The sequence below is a fragment of the Pedobacter sp. genome (assembly GCF_965227205.1).
GTDB lineage: Bacteria > Bacteroidota > Bacteroidia > Sphingobacteriales > Sphingobacteriaceae > Pedobacter.
This window is the reverse complement of record NZ_OZ245727.1, coordinates 4156048-4170990: the sequence shown is the minus strand read 5'-3', so window position 1 is coordinate 4170990 and position 14943 is coordinate 4156048. Positions and strand designations below refer to the sequence as shown.

Genomic DNA, 14943 nt, shown 5'->3' with positions numbered 1-14943 from the left:
AAGGATGAAAATACGCAACAGTTTTTATAATCGTAAACAATAAAATGTATTTTTGAGTGATTTGAAAGTAGTACATCTAAATACCTATGACGGAAATGGCGGAGCAGGAAGAGCCTGTTTACGCTTAAGTGATGCCCTGAAAGCAAGTGGCATCGATTCGAAAGTATTGGTTTATTATAAGTTTGGGCAAAACCCTTCGATAGATACTTTTACCAAATCGCCATTTCAAAAAGCCAAAGCCGTTTACAATATTTTTTCTGAGCGATATTTCGCTAAATGGCTAAGCAAATCAGTTAAAACTCCTTTTAGTTTACAATGGTTTGGCCGCTCGGTTATAAACCATCCAGATGTTAAAAACGCAGATATTATTCATTTGCACTGGATAAATCATGGCTTTCTAAATCCTAAATTTTTAGCGCAGCTTGATGAACTTGAAAAACCAATCGTTTGGACTTTCCACGATAGCAACGCATTTACAGGTGGTTGCCATGTGCGTTATGGTTGCGAGCATTTTCATCAGCAATGCGGTAATTGTCCGATTTTAAAAATAAGCGGCCCGAATGATATTTCTCATAAAACCTGGTTGAGAAAGCAAAAAGCTTATACTGAATTAAACTTCCACATTGTAGCCCCAAGTAACTGGATGGCTGCTTCTGTAAAATTTAGCAGTTTGCTTGGTACACGGCAAACATCGGTAATTCCAAATACCATCGAAACCAAAATATTTAAGCCTTATGTTAAATCAGAAGCAAAGAAAATCCTTAAAATCAATCCTGATAAATTTGTGTTGATGAGTGGTTTTATGCCATCTAAAAATGATAAGCATAAAGGAACGCCTTATTTAGTTGAAGCTTTAGAAATTCTATCACGCAGAGCGGGAATAAATAAAGAAGATATAGAACTTGTTATTTTCGGAAATAAAGAAAATGCCGAAATGCCTGTATTCCCTTTCAAAACTACCTTTTTAGGAACCATTAATAAAGATGATCATTTAGCAAAATGCTATTCCGCTGCTGATGCATTTATAACACCTTCTCTGGAAGATAATTTACCGAATACGGTGATGGAAAGTCTGGCTTGTGCAACGCCTGTGATAGCATTTACCACCGGCGGAATTCCGGATATGGTTAAACACATGCAAAATGGTTATCTGGCAGAATACAAGAATGCAACTGATTTAGCAAATGGGATTGAATGGCTTTACCATCGCCCGAATAAAGAAGAATTAAATAAAGCTGCAAGACTAAGCATTTTAACTGATTTTTCGGAAGAGGTTATCGCAGCAGAGCACATTCATCTGTATGAATCGCTGATTAATTTACAGCCGAAATAATTTTTGTTTGCGAAATTTCATTTTCTGCAAGGCGGATAAATTATTATTCAATCTTTATTAAATTTACGGCAAAGCTAAACTTACACACTTGCCTAAACTAACCGTAATAACAATTGTTTACAATAACGTTCAAGATATTGAGCGAACGATAAAATCTGTTATTAACCAAACCCATAAAGACATTGAATATATTATTATCGATGGCGCATCTAACGATGGAACGCTCGAAGTAATCGAGAAATATCGTGAACATACCACCAAGATAGTTTCGGAAAAAGATAAAGGCATTTATGATGCGATGAACAAAGGACTCGCTTTGGCAACCGGAGATTATGTCTTGTTTATGAATTCTGGCGACGAGATTTACGATGAGCAAACCGTTGAAGATATTTTTGCTACAGCAAATGGTGCCGATATTTATTATGGCGAAACAGAAATGTATAACGATAATTGGGAAAGCCTAGGCAGAAGAAGACACGAAGCTCCCGAAAACTTTTCTTGGACAAGCTTTAAATTCGGAATGAGCATTAGCCACCAGGCGATTTACATTCGCAGAAGTATTCTCACCCCTTACGATTTGAAATATAAATACAGTTCAGATATCGACTGGATTATAAAGGCTGCAAAAAAATCATCTAATATTGTAAACGTTCATCGCTATGTAGCTAAATATTTGGTAGGCGGCATGAGCAAGAAGAAACATCGCGAAAGCCTTAAAGAACGTTTTCAGATTTTCACAAAATATTATGGTCTAATCCCTAATATTTTCAATCATGCTATTATTGCTTTTAATCTGGGTTTCTATTTTTTAAAGAATAGAAGAACGAATGATTAGCTTATGAATGAAGAAATTAATGAAGTTATTTCTTATTTCGAAAAAGAAAAAATTCGGCTTAAAGAACTAATGGAAGAATGCCTGTCTGACTCTGATTTCGAAAATGCTCACCAGTTTCAGCGGGGTCTTATTATTGTAAATCACCAGCTAGATATTCTTAAAAAGCTTAGCGATCCAAACTATTCCAAAAAGAAAGAATTAGAAAACAATATTGACTTCTTCAATAACATTATTACCAGAGAACCTCAAATTTCTGAATATTATACCAATAAAATTAATCAGGCTGTAGAAACGTTAAATAGCCTAAACAATCATAGCAATGAAGCTTTTTATGACGGTCAGGAATTTGATGACACAATTTTCGATTTGATTGAACAAAGAATTAATGGATTCATCTTTCATCTTAAAAAATCAGCAAATCTTTACTTGGATTTTTCCACCAAAAACAACTATTTAAGAATTCAATTAACACCATTTTTAGTACTAAAAGATAATTTTCGCATTAGTAAGTATGATATAAGGAAACTAAAAGTGGTTGGTTTTAGTAAAAATCGTTCAAAAAAATATCTTCGCTATAAGTATTCTTTAAATCAGTTTAAAGATGCGATTGAAATCAAAACAATTGTGAGCAGAGTTATCTACGAAGTCTTCTTTTTCCATGAATTGGATACAATGACAACACTGGAAATTAAAGCCTAATCTCAAATTCCTAAAAACAATATCTTATTTACTAATGTCTTAATTGTATCACCTATTAAAAAATTAAGATTATGGCACAATTAAGCAACCGAAATATTGCAATATTATCTGAAAGCGGATTTGAAGAAGTTGAATTAACCGAGCCTTTAAAACGGTTAAAAGAAGAAGGCGCAACGGTTCATGTTATTTCCTCAAAAAGCGGTAAAATAAAAGCATGGAATCACGATCATTGGTCGATTGAAGTTGATGTAGATAAAGCCATTAACGAGGCTAGTGCTGATGATTACGATGGTTTGGTTTTACCGGGCGGCGTTATCAATCCAGACCAATTAAGGGTTAATGAAGATGCAATTAAGTTTGTTAAAGCATTTTTTGAAGCAGGGAAACCAGTAGCTGCAATTTGCCACGGACCGCAAACATTAATTAATGCAGATGTTGTTAAAGGTAGAAAGTTAACATCTGTTAAAAACATTTCTCAGGATTTAATTAATGCTGGAGCCGATTGGAGCGATGAAGAAGTTGTTGTTGATCAAGGCTTGGTTACAAGTCGCACACCAGAAGATTTGCCTGCATTTAACGATAAAATTGTTGAAGAATTTGCCGAAGGCGTACATGATGGGCAACACGCCTAAAGAATTTGGACGCTCTTTCTAGATTACTCAAAACGGCTGACCTTGGTTGGCCGTTTTTATTTATCTTTTAGGATAAGAGAAAGGTAAACCTGCTAAGTATCTACTGATTTTACGATAAGGGTAATCGCCTGAACCACGATTCGCAAACTGAACAATAATAGTATTGGTTTTAGGGTCGATGTATAATCTTTGTCCACGCATGCCTTCAGCTCCGTAATCTCCATTTTCACCTTCTTGTGGAATCCACCATAAAAAATGATGAGCTGATTTTTGCCAGCCTTTTGCTGAAGCTGGTGTTTCAGTACCAATATTTATGGATTGACTAACCCAGCTTTCAGAAATTATTTGTTTTCCATTATAATTACCTCTATTTAAAAATAACCTGCCAATTTTTGCCAAATCAATCGCGGTAACTTGAAAACGACTTGCCGTGTTTGCCAATCCGTTTTTATGGTCTAAACCAAAACTTGCGTTATATTCGGTTCCTAGTTGTTTCCAAATATTCTCTTCAAAAAATTGAGATACTGATTTGCGTGTTGCTTTTTCTAAAACCCAGCCTAAAAGTATTGGATCAATGCTTTTATACTCCCAAAATGTACCCGGTTTATTTGTAAGTTTTACTTTTAGGAGTTCGGCTTTCATGTCATGCGTGTAGAAGTATTTCGCTTCGTCAGAAAAGAATGCTTTTGTAATTCCGCCTAAAGCATCCTGAAAATCTAATCCCGATTTCATATCAAGCAGGTTTTTTATTGTAATGTCTTGATAAGCCGAATTAGCTCTTAGTTCAGGAATGTAGTTTACAATTTTATCATCTAAACTTTTGATTTTTCCGCTTTCTAAAGCTTTGCCAATCATTATCGAAATAATACTTTTTGCGCCAGAAAATATGGTTGTAAGTGTGCTATCAGCATAGCCATTTTGATATCTTTCGTAAAGTACCGAATCATTTCTAATTACCAAAAACGCATTGATTTCTCCGTTTTTTATGTAATCTTTTAGGCTTACTAATTGATTCTTCCCATCAAATACATGAAGTGTATCTAAATCATTCCTTTGATTAGTAGCTCTGATAAAATGGAATGGGGAATCGCTTTTGTGAACAACAGCCTGAGGAAAAATTTTGTAGGTATTAGCATCGGGCGTTCGGTATTGTAAAACCCGAATTAGGTATGGATGCCAGGAAAATAATCCGACGAAGAATAAAATAAATAATAGCAGTAAAATTGACAAACTTCTTTTAACAAATCTCATTGGCAGTGGTTAACTACGCAAATATAAAAGATAGCTAAAAGAATTTATGCCAAACTATCTGAAAGATCTTGCTTCCTTTCTTCAAATTTTGGAAGCTTAGCTTCGGGTTTATATTTCCATCTTCTGTGGCTCCACAACCAATATGCTGGTTTTTCGTTTATCATTTCTTCTAAAAACCTGGTATGAAGTTCGGTAATTTCGAATTCTGCTGTTTCTTTAGGATGCAAGCAAATTGGAACACAATCTACTTCGTAATAACCGCGTTTTAAATAGTTTATTTTCAGATAAGAGACCGGACGATTTGTTTTCTTTGCAATCTTCTCAATACCTAATTGAACTGAAGTTTCCTGATGTAAAAAGTTTGTCCAATAGATTGATTCTTCTTTTGATGGAGCTTGGTCGCTACCAAATGTAAACATGCTTGCTGCATTTTTATTGGCTTGCACAGCTCTAAGCGTTTGGCGCATAGAAACCATTTTGTTTCCGAACTTGCTTCTCATATTAAAGAACCAGTTATCGAACAGTTCACTGCTTAATGGTTTATAAATTGGAAAATGCTGACCAGAAAAGTTTAAGCCAATTGCCATACAAACCCACTCGTAGTTGCCATAATGCGAAGAACAAAAAAGTACGCTTTCATTGTTTTGCAAATAGGCTTCAACCAAATCTTTATTTTTAAACTTAACGCGTTTATTAAGCTCATTTTTTGAGATACTTTTCATTTTAATTACCTCAACAAATAAAGAGGAAAGGAACTTGTAATATTCCTTTTCTATAGCATTAAGCTCTGCCGAGTTTTTATCTGGAAAAGCTTTATATAAATTCTCTTTTACCACTTTTCTACGATATTTAACAACGTAAAAAATTAATAAATAAAAAGCATCAGCTAATCTGTAAAGCAGAAAAAGTGGCAAAAGAGAAAGTGCGTTTAGCAAAACTATTCCCAAGCGGGATAAAATCTTGTTAATCATAATGTGCATGATTAGTTTACATAGGCAAATTTAAAGGCATGCTAAAAATCAATTGCCATAAAATTGTTAGAATTTTATTCCTGGTAGTTGTTTTGAAATTCCGCTGACGAAAATTCAATCGAGTGATTAATTTTTTATGGTTTTGGCAAGAAAAACTTTGTTCCTTGCACAAGCAAAATTTCTCTAAACCTTATTGCAGCAGTATACTTTTTCGGCTGTCATCCTGAGCTTGTCGAAGGACAGCCAAAAAGATATAGCGGAAAGAAGGACTAATATTAAAAAGAGTTGTGGGACCTGATTTTCAACAGTTTAACCACCTAACACTTAAGAAAAAACCTCTCCCTGTTAAAGTTACTGCTTTGGCAAACTAGTTGCAATCCCTCTCCTTGAAGATAGGGAAATGAAGTGAGGTAAAAACAAAAAAGCCCATCTCAATTAAGAAATGGGCTTAAATTATTTAAAGTCTCCTTTAGAAGATTTAAGTGTTATTAGTTTTTACTTCCGTTTGCTTTACGTAGTTGTTCTGTTAAGAAGATTTTACGTAAACGCATGCTTTGCGGTGTAACCTCGATGTACTCATCAGCTTGGATGTACTCCATAGATTCTTCTAAAGAGAATTTAATTGCTGGTGCAATACGGGTGTTATCATCAGTACCAGAAGCACGCATGTTTGTTAAAGCTTTTCCTTTAACGATGTTAATTACCAAATCGTTATCGCGAATGTGCTCGCCTAAAATTTGTCCTTCGTAAATATCAACTCCCGGGTCTACAAAGAAACGACCTCTATCTTGTAATTTATCAATCGAATAAGCAGTAGTTGTACCTTTATCCATAGAGATTAATACACCATTTAAACGACCAGGAATTGTACCTTTCCAAGGCTCGTAAGCTTTGAAACGGTGTGCCATAATCGCCTCACCAGCAGTAGCAGTTAATACGTTGTTACGTAAACCGATAATACCACGAGATGGGATTTCGAATTCTAAGTGTTGTAAATCGCCTTTTGGCTCCATAATTAACAACTCACCTTTACGTTGCGTTACCAATTCGATTACTTTACCAGAAACTTCTGCAGGTACATCAACAATTAAAGTTTCAACCGGCTCATGTTTTTTACCGTCAATTTCTTTAACAATAACCTGTGGCTGACCAACCTGTAATTCATAACCTTCACGACGCATCGTTTCGATTAATACAGATAAATGGAGAATACCACGACCGTAAACCAACCATGAATCTGCACCTTCAGTTTCAACAACTTTTAAGGCTAAGTTTTTCTCCATTTCCTTCATCAAACGATCTTTGATACGTTGAGAAGTAACTAATTTACCTTCTTTACCAAAGAAAGGTGAATTGTTAATGGTAAACAACATGTTCATTGTTGGCTCATCAATGCTAATTACTGGTAATTGCTCTGGCACTTCGAAATCAGCGATTGTATCACCAATATCAAAACCATCAATACCTACAACCGCACAAATATCGCCAGAACTTACTTCTTGAGTACGGATTTTTCCTAAACCTTCGAAAGTATAAAGTTCTTTTACTCTTGTTTTAACAATTTTGCCATCGCGTTTAATTAAAGTTACCGGTTGGTTTTCTTTAATTGTACCACGGTGAACACGACCGATTGCAATACGACCTACGAAAGACGAATAATCTAACGAAGTAATTTGCATCTGTAAAGTACCATCATTGATTGGTGCTGGTGGAATGTTAGCCACAACCGCATCTAACAATGCAAAAATATCAGTTGTTGGTTTTTGCCAGTCAGTACTCATCCATCCTTGTTTAGATGAACCGTAGATAACCGGGAAATCCAATTGCTCTTCAGTTGCTTCCAGGTTAAAGAACAATTCGAAAATTTGCTCGTAAACCTCTTCAGGGCGACAGTTTTCTTTATCAACTTTGTTTACAACCACAATTGGTTTTAAACCTAAAGCCAAAGCTTTTTGCGTTACGAAACGCGTTTGAGGCATTGCACCTTCAAAAGCATCGCAAAGTAAAAGTACACCATCGGCCATTTTCAATACACGCTCTACCTCACCGCCAAAATCCGCGTGACCAGGAGTATCGATAATGTTAATTTTTACATCCTTGTATTGAACTGAAACGTTTTTAGACACGATTGTGATGCCACGCTCACGCTCTAAATCGTTGTTATCCAATATCAACTCTCCTTTTTGTTCATTATCTCTAAAAACAGAACAAGAGTGTAAAATCTTATCAACCAACGTGGTTTTACCGTGGTCAACGTGTGCTATAATAGCTATATTTCTAATCTTTTGCATAAAATGCGCCTCAAATTTGGCGCAAAGATAATGTTTAGAAATGGATTTTCTACTATATAGCTTACTATTTAATGCTATGATAACACTGTAATTATCTCATTTTTAATTAGAAAAGCAAATGCAGTAATATTTAAGTTTGGTTCGGTCCCGTCGTACACTTTAGCCCTCATAATCCCGATATAAAATCGGGACGGGGCTGCCGTTGCCACCGGGTTTAATCAGAAATGCTTGTTCAAGAAACCTCCAAAATGCAGTGTTGTAAATCTATGGATTTGATGAAAATCAATTTTTCAGCTATCAAATAAAAAACAAAGTTTTATAATAAAAAATAAAATGTATCTTCATAAAACCTTAATCCTAAATTAATTATGAAAAAAACCATCATCTCTACAGCATTACTTTTAGTTGCCTTAAGTGTTACTTCATTACAAAGCTGCAACAGCGAAAAAAAAGAAGCGGCCGCAACCGATAGTCTATCCGCTACAACACCAGATACAACAATCGTGGATAGTACCGCAGCCAGAACTGCTCCATTAACAGATACTACCGATACAGGAGGCAGAGCCGGACAAGCACCACCAGCTGTAAAAAATTAAGCTTTAATCAATAGAGTTTTCAGCTGTTTCTGAATCTGCAGATTCATCTTTTTGTTGGCTCATTTGGCGTTTTAACAACTGTTGTTCTCGAAATTTAGTTAACTTATTAATTAACCAATGCTCTACTTTATGATGCGTAGGAGTTAATAACGAAGCAATAATTACAAAAACAACTATCTCAATAAGCGGCGAATGATGAGATTTCTCAGCTACAAACGGATGAATGAATAATGTTAAATATTCAAAAAGCATTAATAAAGAAACAACTCCTGAAAACTCTATTACCCTTTTTGGCACTTTCCTTTTACTTAAGAAAACGCTGATAAAGAAGAAAATCGGTATCATTATTCCAATGGCTAATAACTGAAGTTTTTGTCTTCGCTCCTCTGCTTCTTTTAGTTTTACTTCCTCTATTTCTTTTTGCCTAAATTCTTCGGCAATTGTAATACTTTGAACTTCTTTGGCTCTTTCTTTACTATCTATAGAATCAGAAAGGTTAACTGAAATTTCCTGGTATGCGTATGCACTATCTATTTTATTTTTCTCTTTGTAAAGTTTTGCCAAAAAAGAACCTGCATCTACAGCTCTGGCAAAAAACTCATTTTTAATGGCTAAATCGTAAACTTTCTTTGCGTAATAAATTGAAGAATCCATTTTTCCATCGGCTCTAAAAACCTTTGCAAGCCCTAAATTACATTCTGCCAAAGTGTTCAAATCGCTTACTTTTTCTAAAATTGGAGCGCTTTTTTTGTAATAACTGAGTGCACTTTTATAATCTTTCTGTTTTAGGTATATGTTACCTAAATTATTTAAAGAAGTTCCTTTTATCAGCTCATTTTTTTGAAGCACCGAAAGCTCGTAAGCACTGTGGGTGTAAATCATTGCAGAAGAAAGCTGATTCAATTTCTCGTAAATATCGCCAATGTTCAATTTGGAATAAAGTATTAAATCGGCGAAACTATTTTTCTTAGCGATATCTTCTGCTTTAAAAGCATAAGAAAGTGCTTTATCGTATTCTTTCTCACTGCTATACACAAGAGCCATACTGATATACGTGTTGGCCATATTTTTAGGCTTGCCTCTTTTTTCGTGAATTTTAAGTTCCTCAATAAAATATTCTATTGCCCGAGGATAATTATGCAAAGAGTGAAAAGCGTTAGCCAAGCCATTTAACGCCCAGGATTCTCCTTTCAAATATTTAATTTTCCTGGCTAGTTTGTATGCTCGTTGGGCAAGAATTAATGCGGAATCGGGCTTTGATTTATGGTACGAATAACTCAAATCGTATAACACACTAACCTTGCCGGTATCGGTTTTTTGCGACGCTAAGTCTTTATATAAACTATCTAAAACCTGCTTTTGAGAGAAAGTGTAAATCGAAGAAAATAAAAAAAGAGAAAACAGAGCTATTAATTTCATTTTTAGGGTATTATGCTTTAAATTTAATACATTAATTGTATTTTAACTACATAAATACCTTATAATTTCTTCCGATTTTCATTGTAAATGCTGCCATTGCGGTGATGAAAATGTAATCCCTTTAAATTAACCTTTCGCTGAAAATGAAAACATTCCTAATCATCTTTTTTTTGTCGCTATATGCAAGCATAAGTATCGCACAAAACAAGTATGCCATAATTATTGGCATTAACGAATATTACGAAAAACCTGGTGTTAAAAGTGCAAAGTATAGCTTAAAGGGCTGTGTAAATGATGCGGTAAGCATGAAATCGCTTTTAGTAAATCGCTTTGAATTCCCAGAAGAGAATATTAAAACACTTATAAATGCAGAAGCCACCAAAAAAACTTTTACCGAAGCAATGGAAGATGTACTGAATAAAACCAAAGCGGGAGATGTTGTTGTATTTTATTTTTGCGGTCATGGGGTTTACACCATCAATCCAGAAAACGAAGAAGATGCAGTTAAAAAAGGTTACAATCAGGCGATTTGCATGAGCGATTTATATTCTCCAAATTATGAATGTTTGGTTAAGGATAATATGCTAAAAAAAATGTTCAATCTTTTTGTTGGCAAAAGTGTAACACTAACGAGCATATTTGACTGCTGCTATAGTTCCAATCTTTCAATGACTCAAGAAGCAATCACATTCCACAATAATTATCAAAAAGTTAACATAGAAAGCAATAAAATTGCGCCAAAGGAAGTAATTGATTTAAGAGCGTTTAAGCTAAACGAAACGCTTAAAATTAGCGATAAATCAATTGTGAGTAGGCCATCAGAAACACCAAATTCTAAATTTGCCAATCTGGCCGCCTGTTCATGGCAAGAAAAAGCAGTTGAAGTATGGGATGAGTCTGGTCGTTCTCATGGTGCCTTTACGAAAACTTTAATCGATATTTTCGAGAAAAGCAAAACCGATTTACCGCTTAAAGAAATCATCTCCAGAATAAATAATGATATCGATATTGTACAAGGATTGCAACAAAGCCCTGGTTTTCGGTATGATACATTATCCCGAAGCAATTTAAATTTAATCGGGCTGCCTTTGCAAAAGATAATTCCAAAACTTCAATCAAAAGTAATAAATAACCAAAATGGTTTAATTACTTTGGATAAGGGCACGAATGATGAAATTATGGTTGGCAATATTTTTTCATCAGCAGATAAAAAAACCCGTTTTAGTATTTTTAAAGTATATCCTGATAGTGCTATTGGCAAAGTTGCGCCAACAAATCAAATTAAAAAAAATGACCTCTTTATAATATCAGACCGATACAGGGTTTCCAGTCCTATTATTAAAATTCATATTCCTGCATCCAGCCTCAGTTCTGCTGAATATATGGAAATGTTCAACAAGCAAATTTTACCGCTAACAAAAAGTAAAACTTATAACGATTATTTTAATTTCTCGTACAATGAAAATGCGCCAACATTTCTATTTACCAATCAAAAAAATTCGGGGCAAGAAATCTCTAAAATTGCCAACAATAGAGAATTTTATGTTTTGATGGCTATACCAACCGACATTTCTAGTTCCATCAAAGCAATGCTGCAAAAGGAACAAAGCATTCAGTTGGTTAGCTCGCCGTCACAGGCAAATTTTGTTCTCTATCTAAATTATGCGGTTGTTTCTGAGGATAATAAATCGCCAAGATTTGTTTTCAGTTTCCGTGAACCTTTACCTAACGATATAAAAACCACCAAAACCTCGAAAGTAATTTTTTGGGAGAGTAATGCAGATATCTCAACACTGGTATTAAGCCGCCCAGGACTGACAACTCTAAACAAACGAATAAGGCAAATCGCCTATAATGCAATACGAAGCACAGGAACTAGATGGATTAATACTTATCCGAGAAGATAATGACATAACAAAGCAAAAATATTATCGAAAAGAAGTAAAAAGCAATAATATTTATAAATTACTTGCAACCTTTTGACGCAAAAAAACATCTTAAAGGTTGAACACACAAGTATGAAAAAAGTATTACTATTAATTGCCTTGGCATTTTGTATCGCCAAAGAGAGTATAGCGCAAAACAATGAAATCGATAGTTTATCCTTTAGTACCGAAAAAGGATTACTAATTTTTGAAGGCTATTTAAATGATGTTAAAACTGATTTTGCTTTTGATACAGGCGCTGGAATGGGTGTACTAAACAGCAAAAATGTAAGTAATTCAGAAATTAAGAGAAAAGGCTCTACAAAAATAAATGACAGCCAGAGAAATTCAGCTAAACTTGATCTTGCGAAGATAAACAACTTAAAAATTGGTTCCTACAATTTTCCAGACATCACAAGTGTTGTTGCAGACATGCCATTTTTATACTGCAACACGGCATATTTACTTGGTGGCGATGTAATTAACAAGTTAAACTGGAAATTTGATTTTCAAAAAAACAGAGTTTACTTTTCTAAAACACCATTTACTCCTCAAAATAACATGAAAGAGATGCCGATTAAAATCATCGGCAACCGCCACTTTTCTACTTTAGCTGTTCAGGGCTCAACAATCGATAATGTTTTAATAGATTTTGGTTTTGCAGGTAGCTGTACAATGGATTTAAAATTCAGTAGCACTAAAGAAATCATGAACAAAATATTACCAGAAAATATTTATTCTAGTAAGAGTTCTTCAATGGGTTTAAATTCAATGTCGGTTGGCAAAACGACTAACTCATTTTTCCTTGATTCAGTAGTTTTTGGTGGCGTTGCGGTAAACAACTTTAAAGTAAACGCAATGAATGATACGCACCAAAAAATAGGATTATTATTTCTTAAAAAGAGTTTTAATCAAATAATACTCAATAACACTGACCTTAAATATTGGTTGCAACCAAGCAATATTGCGCATCAAAAACAAACCAGTTTTGATGCAGGTTTTCATTTTAACGACAAAAATAAAATCGAAGTTGTTTCACTAAACGGCTCTTCAAATCATACTGCTCAATCGCTAAACATCGGGCAAACAATAATGGAATTGAATGGCCGTAGTGCAGAAAGTTTCGCTGATAAATGTGAGTTTTTAAGCTGGTATTCAGAGCAAACTAAAAAAGAGGAATTTGTTGTAGTAACTGATAAAGGAGAGAAATTAACCATTAAGAAATCTGTTTTTTAATGGCTAATCTACAATTCTTTAAACCTCAAAAGCCCAATTTAAGAAAGCCGGCATAACGTTTTCCCAAGTTGGCACATCATGTTTTCCTCCAACTTTTTCGTAGTAGAAAACATTTTCAGGGCGTTTATACCCTTTTTTTAAGAGAGATTTTACAACATCAATTGTATCATCTATAGAATCTATAATGAAGTTTTTGTTACGATCTGCTTTCTCATCTTCAGTGCCTGTCATTAACCAGAACTTCATATCAGGTCTGGTTGATGTTGTATCAATAAGCTCGTGCATAATTCTATCAGCATCTGTATAACCATCAGCCAAATCTTTTTTACGCCACCAAAAAGCACCCGAAAAAACACCAATAGCATCAAAAACTGAAGGATTGTTCCACGCAATATCAAATGCCGACAATCCGCCTAAAGAAAATCCTGCAAAAGCCACTTTACCACTAATCGGCATTGCAATTTTTTTCTTCACAAATGGCAATAATTCTTTTATAACGAAATCAGAATATAAGTTTGCTTTTGCGCCACGCCCTTTAAAATCAGGTATGCCTGCAACTCCGTATTCCATTAATCGCTCTGCAGAAGCTTTAATGGCAACCACAATTAGTCTATGGTTTCTTTTGTTCTGATGAGCATCTTGCAAAATTTTCGCAAAATCCATTTTGGCAACATCCTGCCCATCGTTAAGTAGTAATAATTCTATTTTTTCATTCCCTAAAATACCTTCAGGGGCATATATATCTATTTCAACCTCGTGCTTTAAATAAGCCGAAGGAATTTTAAAATTACTGGTATTAACTTTTACTGATAAAATTGTTGTGTACATAATATTCAAATCCCCTAACACCTGGCAACCGCCTCAGAATTTTCGGCAAAGTTACAAATCTTGATAAACTATTAATTATCAGTTACCATTTTTTACATTAACCTTTTATTTAAACAAAAGCATTCATTTTTGTAGAATTTAATTTATATCTTAAAGCATTAAATTTTTTGTATGGTTAAAGAAGAACATAAAAAGTGGTACAGCCCGAATTTAAGTGCTGAAATCGACATGCTCATCTTTGGTCACGGTGGTATCCCTATTCTACTGTTCCCAACGAGTATGGGGCGATATTTCGAAAATAAAGACTTCAAACTAATAGACTCTGTAGAGGGTTTTATCAATGAAGGAAAAATTAAAATATATTGCCCGGATGGTATTGATAAATTAAGCTGGTACAACAAAAGCATACATCCCGCAGATAGAGTAAAAAATCACATTTGGTACGATAAGTATCTATTAGAAGAAGTAGCACCTTTAGCCCGACATGAAACCGGTCACAGTAAAATTATTACAGCCGGATGCAGTTTTGGAGGATATCATGCTGCAAACTTTGCTTTCCGCCATCCTTGGTTGGTTAGCCATATGTTTAGCATGAGTGGAGCCTTTGACATTACAGGACAATTGGATGGATTTTACAATGATGATGTCTATTTCAATAATCCTGTTGATAATTTAATGAATAATAGTAATCCGGAACTTCATTACATGAAAATTGTTCTGGGCACTACTGATAGAGACATGTGCAGGGGTGATAATGAGAATTTGTCGCGTATTCTATCTCAAAAAGGAATAAACCATTGGCTCGATATCAGGCAAAATGCCGACCACGACTGGCCGATATGGAGAGAAATGTTTCCGAATTATATTGCACAATTATAGTTGCTTAAAACAATTTCAAAATAAAATAATTAACTAGTTATACATATA

At 34.6% G+C, this 14943-nt stretch carries 13 protein-coding genes; 8 read left to right on the top strand and 5 right to left on the bottom strand.

The features are described from left to right. Window positions 1-52 precede the first annotated feature (52 nt). The 4 genes from ACO05K_RS18085 (at window position 53) to ACO05K_RS18070 (ending at window position 3499) form a co-directional block, all read left to right on the top strand. A complete protein-coding gene (locus ACO05K_RS18085) occupies window positions 53-1333 on the top strand; it encodes a glycosyltransferase family 4 protein (RefSeq protein ID WP_421945808.1) in 1281 nt (426 codons plus the stop codon). 88 nt (window positions 1334-1421) lie between these two features. After that, complete coding sequence (locus ACO05K_RS18080) at window positions 1422-2168, top strand: glycosyltransferase family 2 protein (RefSeq protein ID WP_421945807.1); 747 nt, start codon at window positions 1422-1424, stop codon at window positions 2166-2168. Between the two features lie 3 nt (window positions 2169-2171). Continuing rightward, window positions 2172-2867, top strand: coding sequence for a hypothetical protein (locus ACO05K_RS18075; RefSeq protein WP_421945806.1), 696 nt, complete (start codon window positions 2172-2174; stop codon window positions 2865-2867). Between the two features lie 71 nt (window positions 2868-2938). Then, window positions 2939-3499, top strand: a complete 561-nt coding sequence (locus ACO05K_RS18070) for a type 1 glutamine amidotransferase domain-containing protein (RefSeq protein WP_421945805.1) — start codon at window positions 2939-2941, stop codon at window positions 3497-3499. A gap of 60 nt (window positions 3500-3559) precedes the next feature. On the opposite strand, the gene ACO05K_RS18065 is transcribed toward ACO05K_RS18070, so the two are convergent. From ACO05K_RS18065 to typA, 3 genes are all read right to left on the bottom strand, one after another. Continuing rightward, window positions 3560-4750: a serine hydrolase domain-containing protein gene (locus ACO05K_RS18065; RefSeq protein WP_421945804.1), complete on the bottom strand. Its 1191-nt coding sequence runs from the start codon at window positions 4748-4750 to the stop codon at window positions 3560-3562. Window positions 4751-4794: 44 nt separating this feature from the next. After that, window positions 4795-5721 (bottom strand): lysophospholipid acyltransferase family protein, encoded by a 927-nt coding sequence (locus ACO05K_RS18060; protein ID WP_421945803.1) that lies wholly within the window; start codon window positions 5719-5721, stop codon window positions 4795-4797. 488 nt (window positions 5722-6209) lie between these two features. Beyond that, a complete protein-coding gene (gene typA / locus ACO05K_RS18055) occupies window positions 6210-8012 on the bottom strand; it encodes a translational GTPase TypA (RefSeq protein ID WP_421945802.1) in 1803 nt (600 codons plus the stop codon). Window positions 8013-8380: 368 nt separating this feature from the next. On the opposite strand from typA, the gene ACO05K_RS18050 reads away from it, so the two are divergent. Further along, window positions 8381-8608, top strand: a complete 228-nt coding sequence (locus ACO05K_RS18050) for a hypothetical protein (protein ID WP_421945801.1) — start codon at window positions 8381-8383, stop codon at window positions 8606-8608. A 3-nt stretch (window positions 8609-8611) separates the two neighbouring features. Here ACO05K_RS18050 and ACO05K_RS18045 read toward each other — a convergent pair whose 3' ends face one another. Continuing rightward, complete coding sequence (locus ACO05K_RS18045) at window positions 8612-10027, bottom strand: tetratricopeptide repeat protein (protein ID WP_421945800.1); 1416 nt, start codon at window positions 10025-10027, stop codon at window positions 8612-8614. Between the two features lie 143 nt (window positions 10028-10170). Here ACO05K_RS18045 and ACO05K_RS18040 point away from each other — a divergent pair, with 143 nt between their 5' ends. Together ACO05K_RS18040 and ACO05K_RS18035 are read left to right on the top strand one after the other, a co-directional pair. Further along, complete coding sequence (locus ACO05K_RS18040; RefSeq protein ID WP_421945799.1) at window positions 10171-11934, top strand: caspase family protein; 1764 nt, start codon at window positions 10171-10173, stop codon at window positions 11932-11934. A 111-nt stretch (window positions 11935-12045) separates the two neighbouring features. Further along, on the top strand, window positions 12046-13188 hold the full coding sequence (locus tag ACO05K_RS18035) for an aspartyl protease family protein (RefSeq protein ID WP_421945798.1): 1143 nt from the start codon (window positions 12046-12048) through the stop codon (window positions 13186-13188). An 18-nt stretch (window positions 13189-13206) separates the two neighbouring features. On the opposite strand, the gene ACO05K_RS18030 is transcribed toward ACO05K_RS18035, so the two are convergent. After that, complete coding sequence (locus tag ACO05K_RS18030) at window positions 13207-14016, bottom strand: alpha/beta hydrolase (RefSeq protein WP_421945797.1); 810 nt, start codon at window positions 14014-14016, stop codon at window positions 13207-13209. Between the two features lie 171 nt (window positions 14017-14187). On the opposite strand from ACO05K_RS18030, the gene ACO05K_RS18025 reads away from it, so the two are divergent. Next, complete coding sequence (locus tag ACO05K_RS18025; RefSeq protein ID WP_290242274.1) at window positions 14188-14895, top strand: esterase family protein; 708 nt, start codon at window positions 14188-14190, stop codon at window positions 14893-14895. The last annotated feature ends 48 nt before the right edge of the window (window positions 14896-14943 follow it).

What these genes read in the sequence shown, in the direction of transcription:
- ACO05K_RS18065 (WP_421945804.1), bottom strand. Translation starts at nt 4,750, where the DNA reads ATGAGATTTGTTAAAAGAAGTTTGTCAATTTTACTGCTATTATTTATT.
- ACO05K_RS18050 (WP_421945801.1), top strand. Translation starts at nt 8,381, where the DNA reads ATGAAAAAAACCATCATCTCTACAGCATTACTTTTAGTTGCCTTAAGT.
- ACO05K_RS18070 (WP_421945805.1), top strand. Translation starts at nt 2,939, where the DNA reads ATGGCACAATTAAGCAACCGAAATATTGCAATATTATCTGAAAGCGGA.
- ACO05K_RS18035 (WP_421945798.1), top strand. Translation starts at nt 12,046, where the DNA reads ATGAAAAAAGTATTACTATTAATTGCCTTGGCATTTTGTATCGCCAAA.
- ACO05K_RS18030 (WP_421945797.1), bottom strand. Translation starts at nt 14,016, where the DNA reads ATGTACACAACAATTTTATCAGTAAAAGTTAATACCAGTAATTTTAAA.
- ACO05K_RS18075 (WP_421945806.1), top strand. Translation starts at nt 2,172, where the DNA reads ATGAATGAAGAAATTAATGAAGTTATTTCTTATTTCGAAAAAGAAAAA.
- ACO05K_RS18045 (WP_421945800.1), bottom strand. Translation starts at nt 10,027, where the DNA reads ATGAAATTAATAGCTCTGTTTTCTCTTTTTTTATTTTCTTCGATTTAC.
- ACO05K_RS18040 (WP_421945799.1), top strand. Translation starts at nt 10,171, where the DNA reads ATGAAAACATTCCTAATCATCTTTTTTTTGTCGCTATATGCAAGCATA.
- typA (WP_421945802.1), bottom strand. Translation starts at nt 8,012, where the DNA reads ATGCAAAAGATTAGAAATATAGCTATTATAGCACACGTTGACCACGGT.
- ACO05K_RS18060 (WP_421945803.1), bottom strand. Translation starts at nt 5,721, where the DNA reads ATGATTAACAAGATTTTATCCCGCTTGGGAATAGTTTTGCTAAACGCA.
- ACO05K_RS18025 (WP_290242274.1), top strand. Translation starts at nt 14,188, where the DNA reads ATGGTTAAAGAAGAACATAAAAAGTGGTACAGCCCGAATTTAAGTGCT.